The 19,877-nt window shown below is 61.3% G+C and carries 11 protein-coding genes; 7 read left to right on the top strand and 4 right to left on the bottom strand.

Features of this window, described 5'->3' with window-relative positions; all coding sequences use genetic code 11:
* Positions 1–400 precede the first annotated feature (400 nt).
* The 6 genes from ACR9Y2_RS34840 (at position 401) to ACR9Y2_RS34815 (ending at position 10,673) form a co-directional block, all read left to right on the top strand.
* Positions 401–868 carry a hypothetical protein gene (locus ACR9Y2_RS34840; RefSeq protein WP_435046520.1) on the top strand — a complete coding sequence of 156 codons (468 nt, stop codon included), beginning with the start codon at positions 401–403 and terminating at the stop codon, positions 866–868.
* Between the two features lie 316 nt (positions 869–1,184).
* The gene (locus tag ACR9Y2_RS34835) at positions 1,185–2,627 is read left to right on the top strand and encodes a hypothetical protein (RefSeq protein ID WP_435046519.1); all 1,443 of its coding nucleotides are present in this window, start codon (positions 1,185–1,187) and stop codon (positions 2,625–2,627) included.
* Positions 2,628–3,069: 442 nt separating this feature from the next.
* Entirely contained in the window at positions 3,070–4,902 is a 1,833-nt protein-coding gene (locus ACR9Y2_RS34830; RefSeq protein WP_435046518.1) for a tyrosine-type recombinase/integrase, read from the top strand.
* A gap of 483 nt (positions 4,903–5,385) precedes the next feature.
* On the top strand, positions 5,386–5,799 hold the full coding sequence (locus ACR9Y2_RS34825; protein ID WP_435046517.1) for a hypothetical protein: 414 nt from the start codon (positions 5,386–5,388) through the stop codon (positions 5,797–5,799).
* Positions 5,800–10,500 carry a DUF5724 domain-containing protein gene (locus ACR9Y2_RS34820; protein WP_435046516.1) on the top strand — a complete coding sequence of 1,567 codons (4,701 nt, stop codon included), beginning with the start codon at positions 5,800–5,802 and terminating at the stop codon, positions 10,498–10,500.
* Positions 10,501–10,544: 44 nt separating this feature from the next.
* The gene (locus ACR9Y2_RS34815; protein WP_435046515.1) at positions 10,545–10,673 is read left to right on the top strand and encodes a hypothetical protein; all 129 of its coding nucleotides are present in this window, start codon (positions 10,545–10,547) and stop codon (positions 10,671–10,673) included.
* Positions 10,674–10,680: 7 nt separating this feature from the next.
* On the opposite strand, the gene ACR9Y2_RS34810 is transcribed toward ACR9Y2_RS34815, so the two are convergent.
* The 3 genes from ACR9Y2_RS34810 to ACR9Y2_RS34800 are packed head-to-tail and all read right to left on the bottom strand — an operon-like array spanning position 10,681 to position 16,825.
* The gene (locus ACR9Y2_RS34810) at positions 10,681–14,322 is read right to left on the bottom strand and encodes an efflux RND transporter permease subunit (protein ID WP_435046514.1); all 3,642 of its coding nucleotides are present in this window, start codon (positions 14,320–14,322) and stop codon (positions 10,681–10,683) included.
* The gene (locus tag ACR9Y2_RS34805; protein WP_435046513.1) at positions 14,319–15,488 is read right to left on the bottom strand and encodes an efflux RND transporter periplasmic adaptor subunit; all 1,170 of its coding nucleotides are present in this window, start codon (positions 15,486–15,488) and stop codon (positions 14,319–14,321) included. The genes ACR9Y2_RS34810 and ACR9Y2_RS34805 overlap by 4 nt, the downstream gene beginning before the upstream one ends.
* On the bottom strand, positions 15,485–16,825 hold the full coding sequence (locus tag ACR9Y2_RS34800) for a TolC family protein (protein ID WP_435046512.1): 1,341 nt from the start codon (positions 16,823–16,825) through the stop codon (positions 15,485–15,487). The genes ACR9Y2_RS34805 and ACR9Y2_RS34800 overlap by 4 nt, the downstream gene beginning before the upstream one ends.
* A 154-nt stretch (positions 16,826–16,979) precedes the next feature.
* Here ACR9Y2_RS34800 and ACR9Y2_RS34795 point away from each other — a divergent pair, with 154 nt between their 5' ends.
* Positions 16,980–19,127, top strand: coding sequence for a hypothetical protein (locus ACR9Y2_RS34795; RefSeq protein ID WP_435046511.1), 2,148 nt, complete (start codon positions 16,980–16,982; stop codon positions 19,125–19,127).
* A gap of 23 nt (positions 19,128–19,150) precedes the next feature.
* Here ACR9Y2_RS34795 and ACR9Y2_RS34790 read toward each other — a convergent pair whose 3' ends face one another.
* A complete protein-coding gene (locus tag ACR9Y2_RS34790; protein WP_435046510.1) occupies positions 19,151–19,858 on the bottom strand; it encodes a hypothetical protein in 708 nt (235 codons plus the stop codon).
* Positions 19,859–19,877: the final 19 nt, after the last annotated feature.

Raw genomic sequence — 19,877 nt, 5'->3', positions numbered from 1 at the left:
TGGTCGAGGTTCCGGCCTGCATGGACCTTACCCGTGCGGTATTGGAGTTCCAGCTGACGACGGAGGTCACCCTCTGCTCTGTCCGCTTTTGGGGTGTGACATGAATCCGGCCTCCGAAGAACAGTCGATTCTATCGGCTATTGCGAAATGTCTCCTCGTACTGGAGACCCAGCGCCAACGTTTCGATAGCGCCACAAAGTCACTGGGTGGACCCGACATTAGCACTGCGAGGGACTCGGAGCGTGAAATTGTTGAGGCCCATTCGGAATTGGTCCGATCTACGCACCAGCTTGCCCAATTGCACCCCAGCGACAAGGAACTAAAGGAATTCGTCGACGAAGTGGAGTCCCTCCATCCGAGGCCAAGCAACGTAAGGCGAATCGTTAGGACAGTCAACTTGATGCTTGCGCCTCTGAACCACACTGGTTCGATTAGTGGCGGCGTGCTCGACCAGCGCCCTTTCGCTCAAAACTCATGTTTCAACGAGAGCGTGGAGGCGGTCGACCAACTCCCGATCAGCCAAAGCCAGGATGGGAAGATTGGGCTCAAGAAGAGAGAACGTGGACCGGACTTGGTGATGAGCCGAAAGCGCATTGAGCTTGAAGAACAACTCCGAGGGGAGCTGGCCCAAATTGCAGTATTGATTAAGAAGTACGCCACGCTCGAGAGTCTCAAGAACGCTTTGCCGAATGCCAGGATCTGGGGCATTCTTACGCTGGGGGAGGAGAATGCTCTCCTGAGGGGTGAATTCAAACCTAAGTTTTACGCTCGAGCGCTGACTGCCCGGTTCAATGACGTCACAGTAGACGCGATCAAGAAAGACCGCGCTAAGCTGCGACATGCGGCCAAATCGACAAACCCCGCTTGAGCACTGAGCCAAGCTCCATTCCAATCGGCTGCCGTATCTAACGTTCCCCCTTAACTGTATCTATTTTTATCCCGATTACCCCATTTCCATCCTTCATCATGGTCTCTGGGAGGTATGAGCGTGGAAGTTCCCAATTGTGATCTTGAAGACCTGTGGCAGGGACTGCGTTGTCGATTCAGGCACCGCCAGGGAGTGCTGAGGCGCATCCAGTGGGTGCTCTATCAGCGCTTCTACAGGTTCGTTCGGGCTGTGCTAGTGGCAGGGATTCGATAACTGATGAGCCCCAGGGGGATTGCGGCCCCCCAGGGCGGAATGGATGGTTCAGGTGCTTCAAATACATAATACCCAAAAATCAACGGTCGGCAAGCTCATTCAGAAGATGGAGAAGTATGAACTCTTCTTGTCCGAAATGGGCGAACCATGCATCACATTGCCGGTCTCGGAACACGATGAGACCTATTTGATACACACTTCCGCGTTTCGACGACAGCTGCATGCTGTAGCCCGTTGTGAGATCGGCGGCTCGATCGGCGGGCCTGCGGTCGATGAGGTTGTGATGGCGATCGAGACGACTGCCATGAGTCGTGGCTCACGAATGCCTGTGTTCTGTCGCGTGGGCGAGATGGATGGCAAGGTATATCACGACCTCGTCAATCCACGATGGGAGGCCATTGAAATCGACAAGACGGGCTACCGAGTCGTCACTAGGTGCCCTGTGAAATTCCGCCGCGAGCCCGGCATGCTCGAATTGCCGGTGCCCGTATCGGATGATTCAGGAGGAGAGCGGCTGAGGGGGGTACTCAATCTCAGGAATCGGGATCAGTTTGACCTGATCGTAAGCTGGATGTTGGGCGCAATGTCTCCATCGGGGCCGCACCCAATCCTAGGTGTGTATTCGGAGCCCGGCTCAGGAAAGTCTACACTTACGCGGATGCTCAGGGAGATTCTGGATCCCAACGTCGCCAGCATTCGAGGGATTCCGAGATCGGAACAAGAGCTGATCATTAGCGCCAAGAATGCTTGGATCTCGGCCTACGACAATGTGGGGGCCCTACCTGAGTGGATTTCAGACTGTCTCTGTCGTTTGGCAACCGGCGGCGGCTTCAGCACACGCAAGCTGTATACAGATGCTGATGAGGTTATTTTCAACACCAGACGGCCTGTGATTCTGAATGGCGTAACAGATATCATTACGCGACCTGACCTCATGGACCGCTCAATCATCGTTGACCTTCCTCCGGTTTCCTCAGAGCGGCGCCAGACAGAACGGCAGTTACTTCAGGAATTCCATGCTGCGCTCCCAGGCATTCGCGGGTGGTTGCTGCAGGTAATGGCCAATGGACTAGACGCTCGCGAGTGGATGACACTCAAAGAGTTACCGAGAATGGCGGATTTCGCCTCCAATGTGTATCCGGCGACAATCGGTTTCATGGACGATCCAGACAGGTTTCCCGCGCTTTTGGAGGGGAATCGACGGGAAGCGAATGATTTTTCGCTTGATTCTTCTCCCATCGGCCGCACGATTCTGGGTCTTGCGCCATGGGTGGGCACAGCATCCGAACTTCTCCGCGAACTCCAGCGCGGTGCGAGTGAGCCAGAGTTGCGATCTCAGTCGTGGCCCACAACGCCTCACAGTGTATCGGTGCACCTGCATCGCATTGCGCATGTCCTCCGGATGAGCGGAGTGGATGTTGTGTTCACGCGCGACACGGGGCGCCAACGTGAGCGCAGAATCTCGCTCTTGCGGAGGCCCAGTTGAAGATCGCGGAATTCTCTAGTCGCCGGTCGAATTCAGTTCGCCGAGCCTTGACTTCTGGATGCACGCCTGGGGTAACCGAAGCATCCGGACGTTCGGACGCATTCGGACGCAGTTTTTCTATATCCTTCTTCTTCTTCGCTAGAGGAAGGGGGAGGAAGGCGGGATGGGAGAACTGCGTCCGGATGCGTCCGAACGTCCGGCTCTCTGGCCCGGCGAATCGACAATCGACTCGCCGCAATCCAGGTTCTTGCTCGGCCTGGCAATCGGGGTTTGGGTCATGGCTAGAAACTCCCACGTCATTTGGCTGTTTGGGGACAGGTTCCGTCTGGCCGGGATTATGGAGCGGTTGCGAGAATTGCAGCAGTTTAGTTGCTGAGGAGGATGGAAGGCGAAATATGGATGCCAAGCCTGCCCAGGAAGCTGACGGAAGGGAGGCTGTTGAATGTTCGTGAATCTCGAATCGGCTATTCGCTCCACTGTCTGGGCCTTTGCTCTAGCAGAAGTCGCGTGGCTGGGGTTCCATCTAGTCTGCCCTCTCGCCGGCTGCTACCTTTGGGCGCCTTCCTTTTACTTAGACGCCTACGCCTCATGCGGGCTGGATTACTGGGTTTGGCCCGGCGCCGCATGGTGTGGGTCGTATGCCCGGACCCTTCTGCTCGGCCTAGGCCTCGGACTCGGACTGGGACCTGCTCCGGCCGCGGCGTCGGTACCGATCACGACCTCGTCCCAGGTGATTCAGTCCGGCGACATCATTTCCTCCAGCTCACTGACTGCCTCAGTAACGATCGAAGGCTGGGCCGCAGAAATGTGCGCTCGTCTGGCGGTTGCGACGGTGCCGAGCACGACGGCGCCCCAAGCGATTCAGTCCGGTGCCCCCGTCGCTTCCGGAGCGTTGACCGCGGAGGTCAAGGCGGGTGACCGGAACGCGGAAATGCAGTCAAGGCCGGTTGCATCTGCCACGGTCGATGAAAAGGGCCGGGCCATGGAGGCAAGCGAAAAGGTACGGGGGGATGCAGTACTCAAGGATCAGACGGACCGTGATAGGCTGTGCGGCGAGGCGAGCTACACCGGGCTATTCAAACGAGGAGAACTCGAAAGAATGGCCCGTCGGAGATTCCAAGACCCAGAGCCAAAACGTGAGGGCCGCTGGTGGTACCTGATCTACTGGCGTGATGTGATCGAGAACGGAAGGAGGAGGAGGATTCGGACGAGAGACAAGCTCGGCCCAGCAACCATGCCTCAGCGTGAGGCGAAGAAGCTGGCAGCGGAGTTGCTCAGGCCAATGAATCAAGGCCTTGAATCGTTCGGTTCCGCAACGCTGTTCATGACCTTCGTGAACGATGCGTATAGAGCCGGAGTCGTCCCAACTCTTGCCGCAAGCACCAAAGAGAGGTACGAGTCAGTCCTGCGCAATCATCTGCTCCCCACATTCGGTGGCGTGGCACTGAGGGATATCACCCCAGCCGCGGTTCAGCGCTACTTCGCCGGGTTTGCACAAAGATCGTTACAGCATGAGTCTGTGGACAAGATTCGAGACGTGCTGTCGGCGATACTCGGAGAGGCCATCCGCTGTGGGATGCTGACCAAGAATCCGGTTGAAGGTGTTCGATTGCCAAAGCCCAAGCAGCGAAGGGCAGCGAAGCATTACTTGACACCGGAGGAGTTCACTAAGCTTGTGACCGAGTTACCGGAGCCCTACGCCACGATGGTCTTTACGGCAGGACTGACTGGATTAAGACCGAGTGAGTTGATCGGCCTCCATTGGAATGATCTCGGGGAGGACTGCATCAGAGTTGACGAACGATACTACCGTGGCGACTGGAGCGAACCAAAGAGTAATGCCAGTGCTGCCACAATCCCGGTTGGTCGTGAGGTGATTGAACGGCTGCATCGATTAAAGCTACTGACCGTGCGCGTGAAAGCCGGACGTGCCACGCGCCACTACAGAGTGGTGAAGTCGCATGGACCGGCTGATTTAGTGTTTCAGTCCTTGGAGGACGGGCTGCCTATGAGGGACAACAATGTCCTCACGCGGCATATCAAACCTGCCGCCAGGAAACTTGGGCTCGATTGGGTGAACTGGCAAGTACTCAGGAGGTCCTACGCCACCTGGTTGAAGATATCTGGCGCAGACCCCAAGGACGCCCAAGCCCTGATGCGACATAGCAGGGTGGCCACCACCCTGGAGATCTACCAACAACACACCCCGGCCAGCCAGCACCGGGCAGTAGAGAATATGGGACGGCTCATGCAGCCGTCCTCAACCGTCAACTGATCTGTTCCAGAAGCTGTTCCATTACTGTTCCAATAAGTGCACGGAAAAAGGGCAAGAAGTAAGGATGAAAATCCAAGGCATCAACGAGATGCGGCTGATTGACGCTGGCCCTGAAAAGGCCGGCGTCGGCGGTTCAAGTCCGTCCCTGGCCACCAATTTTCTAAACTACGGATCCCATCGGCTTTCCGTTTCCCTCCTGGGCATACCCGCCCCAATCTTAGTCAATCACAAATCTGCCAGAGCTCCCGCTACGCCGTAGTTCCGCCCCGATCCGCTGAGCGGATCTCCCACGTGGCGCGACTGTTGCCTGCGTGTCCCTGTTGCATGGCGATATAGCCACTGGTTCCGACGGATTGGATGACGAGTTATCGGTTTCCCCGGTGCGAATTTGCAGGGAGTATCTGAACGAAGGAGGCGGGTCGATGGGAACCCCGAACGCTGGGCATGGGCGCGGCCGAGCCGCTGAGGCTATGATGGAAAAGCTTGACACGCATCACGATACAGGCGAAAGTCGCCGGACGCCGTGGGCCGGCACTGACCCCCCTGGAGTTGGAGACAGAGGTACCGATTCAGACCGCCCGTGAGCTGCTCTCGGCCATCGTCCGCCAGCAATTGGCGGCGTTTGCGGAGCGAAAACGCGAGGGCGGATTGCTGAAGATTCTGACGGAACGTGAGCTGGAAAGCGGCCGCGAATCCGGCAGGATTGCCTCCGGCGGGCAGGAACCAGATGACCGGATACCGGACGCCGAGAAGTCCATCGAGAGCGCAATCACCGCGTTTCGGGACGGCCTTTTCTTTCTGTTCGTCAACGATCTTCAGGTGGAGCACCTGGAGCACCCGCTCCATGACATCAGGGAGGTCCTGATTGTCCGGCTGACCGCCTTGGTGGGAGGGTAGATGCCGACACCGGAAGAGTTAGCGGAGCAACTGCAGCGGTTTGAGAATCCGAAGGGCGCCGAGGAGTTGCGGATCCGCCTGGCTGCACTGCCGGTAGAGCTTGCGACGATCGGGTTCGCCTTCCAGGACGGCCTGACCAGCGCCTGGGACGATGAGCGCGGACCACAGATCAAGCAGGAGCGGCGAGCGATCGAGGGTCTTTCCACCGGGGCCCGGCTTCAGCTTTTTTCCGCCCTGTTCCCGGGGATCGCGGAGCATGTCGAGGCCAGTTGGCAACTGCAGAAGAAACTGCCGTATCAGATGGGATATGCACGCCGGGCATTCCGCGCGCCGCGGCACCCGGAGTACACATCCGAAACCCGCATCAATTGGCTGGACGATCTTCTCCGGCGGGCGCTTCAGTACCACTGTGATCTCGAGTTCCTCACAGTTTGGGGCGCTCACCTCGGCTGGGGCGCGGAGCAGGCGGTGGGCCTCCTGCTGGGGGGCTTGCTCGATTCTGAACACGAAGCGCGCTCACAGACGTACGACACCCTGGTTCAGATTCTGAACGGCGAGCACGAGACTGCTGCGCCGGCCCGATATGCCGTGACGGCCCTGCTCTCGAGTTCGAGGCCGGAGGGGTGGGCTGTCGTGGAGCGGCTCCTGCTGGCGGCCCAGCGGCAGGAAGGATTGAGACAAGTCGTGTTGGAGTCGATCGACTTCGCGCAGCGCGATGCCTTCGTCAGCATGCTGCGGCTGATCGCCCGCGAGAAGCTCAACCGTTTTGCGGCGGTGGCGCGCGCCGTCGCCGTGTGGTTCGGGCTGCTGATCGATTCCGGGCAGACCAAGCTTATCGACGGCCTGATCCTGGAGACGCTGGAGAATCTCGAGGACGCGAGCGTGCGAAAGGATCGAATCGAACATGCCCAGGGGCAGGCACTCTTCCTGGCGCTGTGGGCGCAGGCATTCGACGATGTCACCGTGGCGACTGAGACCGCGGCCGGGATAGCGCTCGAACCCGAATTCGAGAGGCGCTACCCGGCTGTTCATCTCCTGGCCCAGATGGGCACCCTGCCCGCGAATCGAATCTTGCGGGAAGCCCTGCGTGACACAGACCTGAGGGTGGCGATCCTGGCGCTGGCAACTGTCCCGGCGTATTCGCGCTGGAATGTCGCGGAAGCTGACACGGGCGAGACCTTCGCCCATTTGCAGCAACTGATTCCGCGTGTGCCTGTTGACCAGACGCTGCCGCCGGCAGTCTGGGATTGGAACCGGATGAAGGCAAGGCAGGCTGATGTCGCGGCCAGGATGATCGCTCAGCGAGGCGACCGTCCATTTGCCGAACTCGCCCCTTACTTGCCCGCCATGGATGCGGACGGACGGCGGTCGCTGCTGGCTTCGATGCAGGAAGCGGTCAAGCAGCGGCAGACTCTGGCGGCGGATGAGCGGTCACTCGCGCTGTCACTGCTGGGTGATCCCAGTAACGGAGTGAGGCAGGCCGCGTTTGAGATTCTGAACAGCGCGACATTGACGGGCAGCGAAGCAGAGGAACTGGAGCCATTGTTGGCGCGGAAGGCCTCCGACCTGCGGCGCGGCCTCATTCGGCTGCTGCTGAAACAGAATACTGCCGATTGCCGGCTGAGTATTCAACGCCTTTCCGGATCCACTGATGGCCTGATGCGAAAGGCGGCAGAGGAGATCCGGTCGGAACTGGAGCCGAAGAGCGTACCGGCCGCTTCGTTGCAGGATGGCTTGGGCCTTTTCGACCCGGAGCAGAGAACGAAGCCAGTTGCCCCGCGGAACGCAATTGCGGGCAAGTTCTCATCCGAACTATCGGAGAGGCTGCTACAGTCGCTCAACGAGCTCATCGATCAGAATCGCGAAACACCAGTTACCTTGAAACGCTACGACGGCGAAGAGACCCACGAACTGTTTGGGAATTTGCGTTGGCTGCAGGCGGACGGGGAGTATCCGTTGGGCCCGGTATGGGCGGAGTGGTGGACGGATCAGAAGACAGCAGACGGAGTCGATGAGGTGGAGCTGGTCCGCGCACTGTGCACGGCCGGGCTGGCCACCAGCCAGCGTGACCCTGAGTGGGTGAAGAGCCTGTCAGCCGAGCTGGTGGTGAGTGTGAGGTTGAAGTATCCGGAACTGGTGAGAAGCACCCTGTGGTATCTGGCGATCGAGACCTGTTCCCAGCCATCGACAGGCTTTCTCCTGGACGCGGTCGAAACATACCTGCATCGGGTCTCGCAGACCTATGATCCCGATGTGGCCAAAACACATCACAACTCCAGTTGGCGCACCTCACCCCTGAGCCTGCTGACAAACGTGCTGGAGTCCTGCCGTGTCCGGCATCCTGAATACTGGGACGCCGGCCTCTGGCGGCGGTACTGGACACTGCTGCGCTGGATCGATGAAGGCATGCCGGCGGACTTCCGGCAATACCCGGCATTGGAAGTCACACTCGCCGCGCACAAGCTCGGCGTTGCCACTGATGCGGATGTCTACGAGCAATTGCTGGGTGGACGTGGACGGCATGGCCACGGCACGTATGATCTGGCGAGCTCCACGAAGCGCAAACCTCACAAGCTGGCCGCTGAATATCCGGAATTGAGCGTCTTCGCGGGCCGCTGCCGTGACCGCATCCTCGAAATCGAACTGAAGCGTGGCGACCTGCCGACGGCGGCGAGTGCGGCGGCGCTGAGCATCGGCTGTGTCCATGGCGCTGAACTGGTGGCCGAACTGCTGGAACTGCTCGGTAAGGATCCGTTGTCGAGGGGCTACAGCGTCGACAACGAGAGTAAATCCGTCGTGTTGAGCCACCTGCTTCGGGTGAGCCTTCCGGCGGAGGGCGACACTGCCGATAGTTTCGAGAAGTGCACGGCCAGGAGGCGAGTTTCCCGCAGGCGATTGGTGGACTTCGCTGTCTATGCTCCGCAGTGGGCCGCCTTTGTGGAACGGGCAACCGGCATTGACGGACTGGAAGACGCTGCCCATTGGCTGCACGCGCACACGAAAGACTCGCAGTGGACGGTGGAGGCGGAGATCCGTGAACTGTGGTTCGCCGAGGTGAGCGAACGAACGCCGCTGCCGCGGCAGGAACTGCTGGATGGAGCCGTGGACGTCGACTGGTTCCACCGGATGCGGCGCAGGCTTTCGAATGAGGACTGGCGGCTTATCGTGGACTCCGCGAAGTTTGCGTCGGGCGGAGCCGGCCACAAACGCGCGCAATTGTTTGCGGATGCGCTGAATGGAAATGTGGCATCCGGGGCATTGGCAGAACTCATCCGCGCGAAGCGGCACCAGGATGCGGTGCGGGCTCTTGGGCTGATTCCACTCCCGGCGCCCGAAGCCGAGAGGCGGAGTGAAGTGCTCAGCCGCTATGTGGTGCTGCAGGAGTTTCTGCGAGAGAGCAAGCAGTTCGGCGCGCTCCGGCAAGCAAGTGAGAAGCTCGCCTATTCGATTGGGCTGACGAATCTCGCGCGAGTGGCGGGCTACGCCGATCCGCAGCGCCTGTCCTGGGCGATGGAGGCGGAGGCGATCGCCGACCTGAAGGCCGGACCCGTGGTATTGCCAGTGGGGGAGGTGAGCGCCACCCTCTCTGTAAACCCTTCGGGCGAACCCGAGTTGACCTTTGAGAAGAACGGCAAGGCGTTGAAGGAGCTGCCCGCCTCGCTCAGAAAATCGCCGGGCATCGTTGAATTGCGGACCAGAAGAACGCAATTGGCACAGCAGGCATCGCGGATGCGGCAGTCGCTGGAAGAGGCGATGATTCGAGGAGACCGGTTCACGGGCAAAGAGTTGGAGGAGCTGTCGGCGCATCCTCTGCTTCGCCCCATGGTCGCCGCGTTGCTCTTCGCCTGTGAGGATGGCCAGATCCAGTGGCAGGAGGAGTTGGGTGCGGCGCAAGGGCCTTTCCGGATTGCGCATCCGGTTGATTTGTTGAGCAGTGGACACTGGCCTGACCGGCAGAGGGAGTGCCTGCAGGCGGAACGGGTCCAACCATTCAAACAGGCATTCCGTGAACTATATATCCCCACACAGGCCGAGCGTGACGCCGCGAAGCAGTCCGGGCGGTACGAGGGCAACCAGGTGAATCCTAAGCAGGCCATGAGCCTGTTGGGGAAGCGGGGTTGGGTGAACGTGCCCGATGAGGGCGTGCGCAAGACCTTTCACCACGACAATCTTTCGGTGTGGGTGACCTTCCTGGAAGGCTGGTTCACACCCGCCGACGTGGATGGACTGACGGTTCAGCATGTGGTGTTCACGGGCAGGAGCGACGGGAAGGCGATTCGGCTCGACGAGATCGACCCGCGCATTTTTAGCGAGGCGATGCGTGATCTGGACTTGATGGTCAGCGTGGCGCATCGGGGCGGAGTGGATCCGGAGGCGACTGCCTCGACCGTGGAGATGCGGACGGCTCTTCTCCGGGAGACGCTACAGCTTATGAAGATCGGCAATGTCCGCTTTCAGGAGCGGCATGCGTTCGTGGATGGGAAGATCGGAAACTACAACGTCCATCTGGGCAGCGGCACAGTCCACCGGCAACCCGGGGGCAGCCTGTGCATCATACCCGTCCACTCGCAGCACCGCGGCAGGTTGTTCCTGCCCTTCGCGGACAATGATCCGAAGACGGCCGAGATCATCTCAAAGGTCCTGCTACTGGCGCAGGATGACAAGATCAAGGACCCGACGATCCTGGAACAGTTGCGGTAGAACCGCATTGACCGGATGCATCCGGGGCGGCCCAGGACGGACAGGTGAAGCAATCGCCCAAGGGCGTCTCGCGCTCCAGGAGTGTCGAAGGGTGGAACCGCATGGTCGCCGCCGGTTCCATTCCCGTCGACGGCGACCATTGGACCCACCCCTGCCTGCTCACGTTCCGCTGAGACCCGCTCAGACAACCGAGCGGGTCTCGAGGACTTGACGGGCGGGCTGCCCAGCGGCGGCCGGCTCCGCGGGTTCGGGTTGTGCCGGGCCGGAGTCGGCGGCCACGCGCTCCCATTTCACGATCTTGAGGTCGAGGACGCAGATGGAATAGAACACGGGGACCAGGAGGAGGGTGATGAACGTGGCGGCGGTGAGACCGCCGATCTGGGCGTAGCAGAGCGGTTCCCAGAGCGGGCCGCCGTGCATTGCCAGGGGGACGAGTCCGAAGACCGTGGCGCCCACGGTGATGAGGACCGGCCTGAGACGGACGATGCCCGCGTCGAGCACCGCCTGTTCGAAGGGCTCGCCTTCCTCGTGCTTCTCCTCAATGAAGTCGAACAGCACGATGATGTGGCTGACGATGACACCCACCAGGCTGATTACGCCGAGGAAGGCCATGAAGCCGAAGGGGGTGTCCAGGATCCAAAGCGCGGTCATGGCGCCTACCGCGCCGAAAGGGACGGCGGCGAAGACGATAAACGGCTTGATCGCGTTCTTGAACTGGAAAGTGAGCGCGAGGAAGATGGCGACGACCGAGATCACCAGCACGACGGACAGGTTTTTGAAGCCATCCACCTGTTTCTCCTCCTCGCCGCCGATTTCGATTTTGTAACCGGGCGGCAGCGAGCGGCTGATGGAATCGAGCTCGGGGCGGAGTTGCTTCATGACGTCGGAGGCCAGCATACCTTCCACCGGCCAGGCGGAGACGGTGATGGCGCGGACCTGGTTGATGTGACGAATGACCTCGCTATTGAAGCTGTAGTCCAGCTTGGCGACCTGGCGAATGGGCACACGCTGCCGGCCGGAGTTGGAGTATGCATAGAGACTGTTGAGATCTCCGAGCCCGGCGAATTCATCGGCGCGCATGCGGGCGACGACAGGGATCTGTTTGTCTCCATCGCGGAGATAAGTGAGCGAGGTGCCGCTTACGGCCGTGGCGGAGGCGCCGGCGATGTCGCGGTTGGTGAGGCCGGCGAGGTTGGCGCGGTCCGGATCGATCTTCAATTCGACGTTAAACCGGTCTTCCCCCCAGTTGTCCCGAACGCGAGTGGCGGAAGGAGTGTTGTGGATGGCGCCGGCCACACGCTGGGCGATGGAACGGAGGGTGGTGTTCTCCAAGCCTGAGACGCGAATGGCCACGGGCAGGCCGACAGAGTCACCGGTTTCCAGCTCGCGGGCGTCGATGCGGGCCCCGGCGATTTCGCGGCTGACGCGCTCCTGAATATAAGGCAGCAGGTGGTGGGTATCGTGCTTGTCCTTGAACACCAGCACGATCTGGGCGTAGTTGGTGTGGGGGGCCTCAGGGGAGAGCGAGTACCAGAAGCGAGGCGCGCCGGCTCCGACGAAGCTGGACATTGCTTCGATGGGCATCCTGCGGGCGGCTGAGACTTCTTCCGTGATCTTCTCGACCTGGGCCAAAGTTTCGCTGGTCGCGGTGAACGAGGCGTCCTCCGGCAGCATGACGTCGATGAAGGCGAGTTGCGAGAGGTCTTTGGGGAAGAACTGCGGTTTGAGCGAGCGGCCGATCGCTCCACCAAAGAGGAGGATTCCGCCGGCGCCGGCAAGCACGAGCCAGCGGTGACTGATCGCCCAATGCCCGACCCGATAGTAAGCGGCTCCGAAGCCGTGTGATTTGCGCTGGTCCAGGGTGGACTCTCCGGTGGCGCGCAGCAGGTAGCCGCCGAGCAACGGGATGAAGGTCCAGGAGACGAGGCGCGAAGCGACGAGAGAACAGGTCATCACGACGGGCAGCGAGTAGACGAACTGACCGTTGGTGCCGGGCAGGATGAGGAACGGAACGTAGGCCACGATGTTGGTGATGGTGGCGTAGAGGATGGCCGTGGCCAGTTTAGTGGGCCCGAGCCAGGCTGCGATGCCTCGCGGCGATCCCGCCGCCAGTTCGCGTTTGATCGCATCACCGGCGACGACCGGATCGTCCACCAGGAGACCCAGCGCAATGATCAGGCTGGCGATGGAGATCTGCTGCAGATCGAGGCCGAGCAGTTTCATCATGCCAAACGTGAGCAGGAGGGTGAGCGGAATCGAGAGGGCCATGAGCAGGGCCGAGCGCCACTCCCAGAAGCCGATGAGGGAGACGAGGACGACGAGGGCAATGGCTTCGTACAAGCTGGCCATGAAGAGGTCGATCTTCTCTTCCACCTGGAGGGGCTGATCGCTGGTTCGCGCGACGATCAGGTCCTGCGGCAGCCGTTGTTTGAGGCTGGCCAGGGTCGCATCCACCTGTTCGCCGAAGTCCTTGATCTGTTGACCGGCACCCATCTGGATGGAGAGGGTGACCGCGCGGGTGCGCTGCCACTGCCCCTGGGGATCACGCCAGGAGTAGTAGTTGAGGAAGCGCGGCGGATTCTCATAGGTGCGCACGACATCCGCCACGTCGCGAAGGTAGAGCGGAGCGCCGGTTGAAGTGGCTCCAACAATTACGTCTTTGATTTCCCGTTCGCTCTTGAACTCGCCGGAGGGGTGGAGGGAAATGGACTTATTACCTGTGTCCAGTTCGCCGCCCCCGGAGGTCAGATTGCGGGCCTGCAGGACGTTGGAGAGAGATGCGGGCTTCAGACTGTAGGATGCCAGGCGCTCCTGCGAGTAGACGACCTGTACCTGTTCGGCGAGCACGCCGGAGCGAGTCACCTTGGCCACCAGCGGGGCATTGACGTCGTTGCGGCCGGTGGCCATGAGCGCCTTTTCCATGGCGTCGGTGTAGTCGTCCAACTCCCGATAGCTGTACTTGTCACCTACTACGGCAGCGAGATTATGCCGAAGTTCGGCGAGATCGCGGACAAGGAATGGCTGCCAGAGCCCTGGTTCGCGCCGGGACTGTGGAAAGAACTCGTGGAGAAACGATGACAGCAACTGCATGAGCTGTGCGTCTGTCCTGGAGGCCTCGACATCGGCACCTACGCAACTGGCGCCATCGAGCAGCCTGGGATCCAGAGTGGGGTCGGCCGCGGCCAGCCAATTGACCAGCTTGACGGCGCCCAGGCGGGGCAGGCGGAAGTCGTCGCGAGGAGGGAAGCAGAACACCATGGTGGCGCGCTGTTTTCCGGTGGGCCGGATGGCGGTGATGGCGTCGTGGACCTGGGCGCTGCGTACATCTATGTCGGTGCTGCTCATGCGAGGACTGGCGACCGTCAGCATGAGAGTCGCGGTGTCGCCAAAGTCGCGTTGATAGCGAATGGGCCCGGCGCCCTCGGGCAGGTCGCGGATGGCGGCCAACCGGCCGGCGATGTCGTCGAGCACCTGGCTCGCATCCTTGATTTCGTCTGAGACAGAGAAGGTAATGATGGAGATGTTCGAGCGCGAGGTGGACTCGATCTTCGAGATCTTGCTGTTGGAAGCCAGCACTTTCTCGATGTTTTTGGTGACGAGTTCCTCGACGCGCTCAGCGCTGGCGCCGGGCCAGTGTGTTTCGACAAGAGCCATTTTGACCGGGATATCGGGGTCTTTGCGCTGAGGCATGTTGCGGTAGCCGTAGATGCCCCAGAGCAGGGTCCCGATGAGGAGAACCCAGGTGATGTGCGGATGTTCCACCGAGAATCGCGAGGGATTCAGGCCGGAAGCGTCATTGGCGGAGATGTGTCCGTGTGTCATCGAACCACCTCCACGGCATCACCGTCCTTCACGAGCGTTCCGCCCGCGCTGATCACAAGTTCTCCTGGCTTCAAGCCATGCGTGACGGCCAGCAGTTCGCCAAACGTGGGGCCCAGGGCGACGCGGCGCGAGCGAGCCATTTTGCCATCGACCACCATGACGGCGAAGTTGGCCGGACTGGTTTGGTCCCGGACGACGGCGCTCAAGGGGACGACAGGCACGGGCGGGGTATCCACACGCTCCTGCAGTTCGAGTGCGGCAATCATCCCCGGCTTGAGTTGACGATCGTGATTCGCAATGTCGACTTCCACCTGGAACAGCCGGGTTTCAGAATCGGCGACAGCGGCGATGGAGGTGATGGCGCCTTTGAAGCCGCGGCCGGGCAAAGCCTCGACAGTCAGATCGATGGGGCGACCCGGCCTGAGTTGGACGACGACGGTATCGGGTACACCGAAGACGGCCTTGACGGTCCCGATGTCGGCCAGAGAGTATGCGATTTGGGACGGTCCGGCGAGCATCCCCACCTCGATGTTGCGTTGGACGACGGAGGCTACGAAGGGCGCTACCAGGGCCGTGTCGACCTGCGCCAGGCGAGCGGTGCCGAGTCCGCCTTCGGCATTGCGCACGTTATGGGCGGCGGTATCGACATTGGCTTGTGCGGCAGCGACCTGGGCGGCGGCGACGTCACGCTGAGCCTTGGCGGCATCGAACTCCGGCCGGGTAAGACTCTGGGACTCGAAGAGCGCCTGGGCGCGAGCGAAGTCGGCGTCCGCCTTAGCCTGGGAAGCCTGCATTTGCTGGAGTTGGGCGGCTGCGCCCTTGAGCGATTCGCGCGAGGCAGCCAATTGGCTGGAGGCCTGGGTGGCGGAGTGGTTGAAGTCTTCTTCCCTCAGCCGGGCCAGCACGGCTCCGGCCGGCACGATATCGCCGGGTTCCAAGCCGCGGCTTCCCAGGCGATAGATGTTGCGAACCAGGCCGGAGACGCGGAAGGCGAGGCTCACCTGGCGGGCCGGCAGGATGGTGGCGGAGTAGCGCGCGGCCGACTTGGGTTGGTAGGTGTCGACAGCCGCTACGCGAACTGGCGTGATGGTCTTCCCGGCGGGTGCCTGGTGTCTCTGGCACGCGGCCAGAGCGCAGAGCGGAACAATCAGTGCGATGCGATTCATCGGTCTTCTCCTATGGCCCGCTCGAAATCAGCACGGGCGTTCCAGAATGAGGTCAGCGCCTGTTGGGAGTCGGAGTTGGTCTGTTCCAGGCTCACTTGCGCCTGGAGCACGTCTTTCAGCAACACCGACTGAAGGCGGTATTTGTTGTTGGCCACGCGCAGATTCTCAATGGCCGTCTGCTGGGCCATCCGCGCCACGAGCAATTCCCCCCGGTAGTAGCGCAGCTGCCGGTATTTGTCATTCACGTCGGCCAGGACAGAGTTGCGCGCATCCCTTTTCGAGACCTGCGCCTGGTCCCGGATATGGCGTTTTTCGGCCATCTCGTGTTTTTTCCGGTTCCAGTCGAAAGGCTCCCAGGTCAGGCTGACGCCGACGCTGAGAGTCTGTGTCGGCATGAACCGGCCCCAGTTGAGAAAGGAGAGGTTGTTGAATTCGGCGGCGACATCAGGGATGTACTCCGCTTTTTTGGCCCTCAGGTCCTGCTCGGCCTGCAAACCGCGCAGCTCGGCCTGGCGGATTTCGGGGCGGTTCTCGAGAGCCCGGGTGTGGGCTTCCTGGAGGGTGATTTCCTCACTGGACGCCTCCAGAACAGACTGGACTTCAAATTCGGCGGTAACGTCGCGGCCCAGCAACTGATTGAGCTGCTCCCTGGCGGTGGCCTGCTGATTGAGAAGATACATCTCTGACTGCTGGGTTTTCGCAAGTCGCATCCGGGCGTCGAGCAGGTCTCCTTTGAGCGCGACCTGCTGGAAGACATATTTTGAGGTGAGCTTCTCAACCTCTTCATAGAGGCCGGAGGTCTCGCGAATGCTGCGCAGCGAAGCGTCGAATTGCTGGAGGGTGTAGTAGAGCTTCTTAACGTCCCGGACCGTCTTCTGGCGATCGACCCGCGTCTGTTCCTCCGCAAGTTTGACCCCTGTCCTGAGGGTGTCCAGGTTCCTCTGGATGCGGATCAGCGTCGTGAGGGGCTGGGATACGCGGCCCATGATGATTCCAGTGGGCTCGAGCGGAGTTTTCAGGTGGACATCCTGGGAGGGGAGCGGACCCGTGCCGGCGTAGTCGCCCAGCACGCCCTTCTCCAAGGTGAAGTCGAAAGAGCGCAACTGTTGCGCCGCCAACATATAAAGACTGAAGTTGGGGAACAGGCGGGTGCGTGAGTAAGCCAGTTTGTCCTGGGCCTTGAGCACGTCCAAGGCGGAGGACTGCAGCGTGCCATTGTTGTTGAGCGCCAGCGCAATCGCCTGGTCGAGGGTGAGCGTTTCGGCAGCGCTGGCGCTGGCCCCGGAGCACAGCACTGCGAGGGTGAATGGGACGGCGAAGCTGAGTCGATTTGCCACGGAAGCCCCTCTCTTTCCGGCGAGTTTCTATCGCCAGAACCAGAATGTCCGAGGGCGGGCTTTTTAAGCAGTGGCTTACCGTATGCTACGTGGCGCGGCGGCTGGATACCGTATGATTCTTGGGCCGGGCGAACCGGAATCCCATACTGGCCTCATGAAACGAAGTATGTGGATTCTCGCCTGCACCGTGATGTGCTGCGGCAGCGATCTCTACGGACAAAGCCGGGTCACAGACCCGGGCTGGCCGCGCACCTTTTCGAATGGAAGCGCGGAACTAGTGGTCTATCAACCCCAAGTGGATGAATGGAGCGGCTACAAATTGCTGACAGGCCGCTGCGCGTTTACGCTGAAGCCCGAAAGGAACGCCGGGACAGTGTATGGGACTTTCCGGTTTACGGCCGACACCCTGGTGGAGGCGGATGAGAAGTTGGTTCTCCTGCGCAACATTCGAGCCTTCGACATGCGCTTCCCCTCGGCCGGGCCCGATGAGTTAATGCGGTGGGCCGGACTTGCCGGGCGGTTGGTGCCGGGCGAGGCCATCATAGTGTCGCTGGACCGAATGCTTGCGTTCGTGCGGGCCAGGGATGTTCCCCGAAATGAGGCAGAGGTATTGATGGAGCCGCCGCCGATCTACGTGAGCACGCGGCCGGCCGTACTGTTGATGCTGGACGGCGAAGCCGTGATGGTGAACGTCGAAAACACACGGCTGCAGCGTGTGATCAACACCAATTGGGATTTGTATCTCGACGGGAGCACCAATACTTACTACCTATACGCCGCGAAACGGTGGCTGTCGGCGGCCAGCCTGCAGGGCCCGTTTACATTGGCACCGAGCGTTCCAGGCGAGCTCGCCCGCCAACCCGTTGAGGAGCAACTGGAAGGTCCGATACCGCGGGCAATCGTCGTGGACAGGCCGTCAGAACTGATCGTGGTGCGGGGCGCGCCACAAATGAGCCCAATCGGCGGTACGCAGATCGCACTCGTGAGCAATTCCGAGAGCGATCTGTTCTTCCACTCGGGGACGCGCTCGTACTATTTCCTGACTTCGGGCCGATGGTTCCGCTCAACGACCCTGCAGGGTCCATGGCAGTCTGCAACAGCCAGCCTGCCCGACGACTTCCGGAGGATCCCGCCGGAGCATCCGCGGGCTCACGTTCTCGCGGCTGTGCCTGGTACACGGGAGGCCGACGATGCCGTGCTGCTGGCCGGCATTCCACGGACGGCTGAAGTAACTCGGGCCGAGGTCAGGGCGGAGGTGGAATATGTGGGTACACCGCTGTTTGAGCCGATTAGTGGAACCCGTGTTTCCTTCGCCCGAAACACTCCGGGCGACGTGCTGCAAGTGGGCGGCCTCTACTATTTGTGTGCCCAGGGGGTGTGGTTCGCCGCCGCAAGCGCCACGGGTCCGTGGGTGGCGGCGGACCGGGTGCCGGAAGAGATCTACTCCATCCCGGCCAGTTCACCCAAGTACCACGTCACCTTTGTGCGGATCTACGCCACCACGCCGGCCACCGTGGTTGTGGGATACACGCCTGGCTATACCGGCGCCTATATTGCAGGCGGGGTTGTGGTGTGGGGTACGGGTTACTACTATGCGCCCTATGTGGCCGCCGGCGCCGCCGCGGTTCCGGTGTACTGGGGTGCGTCCTGTTACACATATGGCGCCAGCGTCTGGTACAACCCGGCGAGCGGCGCTTATGCGCGAGGCGCTGCGGTTTACGGGCCTTACGGCGGGTATGGAGCGGCGGCCTCATACAATCCACACACAGGCGCTTACACTCGCGGAGCGGCCGTCTGGGGACCGAATGGCGGCGCCGCGGCAGGCGGGCGTTACAATCCGTCGACGGGCACCTACTCCGCCGGGCATCAGGCTGCCAGCCCTTATGGGAGCTGGGGCCAGGGAGTGGTAGGCAACGGCGACAATTGGGCGCGAGGCGGATTCCAGAGCACGAGCCGAGGCACGGTTGCTGCCGGCGAGACCTCCAACGGAGGCCGCGGCGTGGCAGTTGAAGGGGCCAACGGAAGGAGCGGGTATGTAGGGAAGAGCGGCAGCGGAGATGTATACGCCGGAGCCAATGGAAACGTTTACAAACGCGACAACGGGCAGTGGTATCAGAACCAGAACGGCTCCTGGAACGAGGTGGACAAGGGCGCAGCCCAGGCGGAGAGGAGTCAGGCGGCGGCGCGTGACCTGGGCAACCGGAATACCCAGGCGACGGAAGCGTGGAGGTCGAGAGGAAGCGCCGCGAGCGGTGGGCAGGGAGTGGAGCAGAGACCACGCGTGCAAGCCAGCCGGAGGTAAGGCCGGCAGCGAGTGGATGGGCGCTAGGCGGCCCGGACCAGTTTCAACGGTTCGGGCTGCGCCAGGCCGAGATGCGCGGTGACATCAGCCGTGATCTCGCGGCTGAGTTCGGACTGGAAGGCGATGGTGGAGCCCGATTCCGAATGGTACTCCCGCGCCCAGAGTTGGGTTCCGTTGGGGATGTAGATGAGATTGACGATGATGCGGCAGCGGTTGCCGGATTCGATAATGCTGCCGTGGATTACGTGGCTGAGCCTCAGTTCCGAGGCGGCTTCGCGGAGGGAACACTCCCGCAGGCAGCCAGTCGCCACGGCCTCCAGACCTTTCAGATTTGTCAGGCCAGCCGTCAGTGACAGGGAGAGCGCGCGGCCCGCCAGTGCGGTCTCGGGGGCGGACGAAATGACGTCGAACGGAAGGACGGCCAAACGCCGCACCGCTTCGGAGGGCGCTGGGACCGGGTCCTCCTGGGGTGAATGGCGGTGGAACGCCGGAACATAGCCGCCTTTGGGGATATCGATGATCAGGCTATCGGCGGGGTCAACGGGCGTAAGGCGGTAGTATTCGAGCAGTTTGAAACGCAGCCGGCGAGCGTCGTTCCGAACGATGGGATCCAGCATGGGTTCGAAGTCGGCGCCGCGATCAAATACGGCGACACCGATGCCATACTCGCCAATCTGGCTCGAGCGGCCGGCGAGAGTCTCCTCGACGATGAACTGGAGGAATCTTTGCATTCTCGGCGAACGAGCAAAG

The sequence above is a fragment of the Paludibaculum fermentans genome (assembly GCF_051172195.1).
In the GTDB taxonomy this organism is placed as follows: domain Bacteria; phylum Acidobacteriota; class Terriglobia; order Bryobacterales; family Bryobacteraceae; genus Paludibaculum; species Paludibaculum fermentans_A.
This window is presented reverse-complemented; position numbering and strand designations above follow the sequence as displayed.

What these genes read in the sequence shown, in the direction of transcription:
- ACR9Y2_RS34790 (WP_435046510.1), bottom strand. Translation starts at nt 19,858, where the DNA reads ATGCAAAGATTCCTCCAGTTCATCGTCGAGGAGACTCTCGCCGGCCGC.
- ACR9Y2_RS34820 (WP_435046516.1), top strand. Translation starts at nt 5,800, where the DNA reads ATGCCGACACCGGAAGAGTTAGCGGAGCAACTGCAGCGGTTTGAGAAT.
- ACR9Y2_RS34810 (WP_435046514.1), bottom strand. Translation starts at nt 14,322, where the DNA reads ATGACACACGGACACATCTCCGCCAATGACGCTTCCGGCCTGAATCCC.
- ACR9Y2_RS34835 (WP_435046519.1), top strand. Translation starts at nt 1,185, where the DNA reads ATGGTTCAGGTGCTTCAAATACATAATACCCAAAAATCAACGGTCGGC.
- ACR9Y2_RS34795 (WP_435046511.1), top strand. Translation starts at nt 16,980, where the DNA reads ATGAAACGAAGTATGTGGATTCTCGCCTGCACCGTGATGTGCTGCGGC.
- ACR9Y2_RS34830 (WP_435046518.1), top strand. Translation starts at nt 3,070, where the DNA reads ATGTTCGTGAATCTCGAATCGGCTATTCGCTCCACTGTCTGGGCCTTT.
- ACR9Y2_RS34805 (WP_435046513.1), bottom strand. Translation starts at nt 15,488, where the DNA reads ATGAATCGCATCGCACTGATTGTTCCGCTCTGCGCTCTGGCCGCGTGC.
- ACR9Y2_RS34840 (WP_435046520.1), top strand. Translation starts at nt 401, where the DNA reads ATGCTTGCGCCTCTGAACCACACTGGTTCGATTAGTGGCGGCGTGCTC.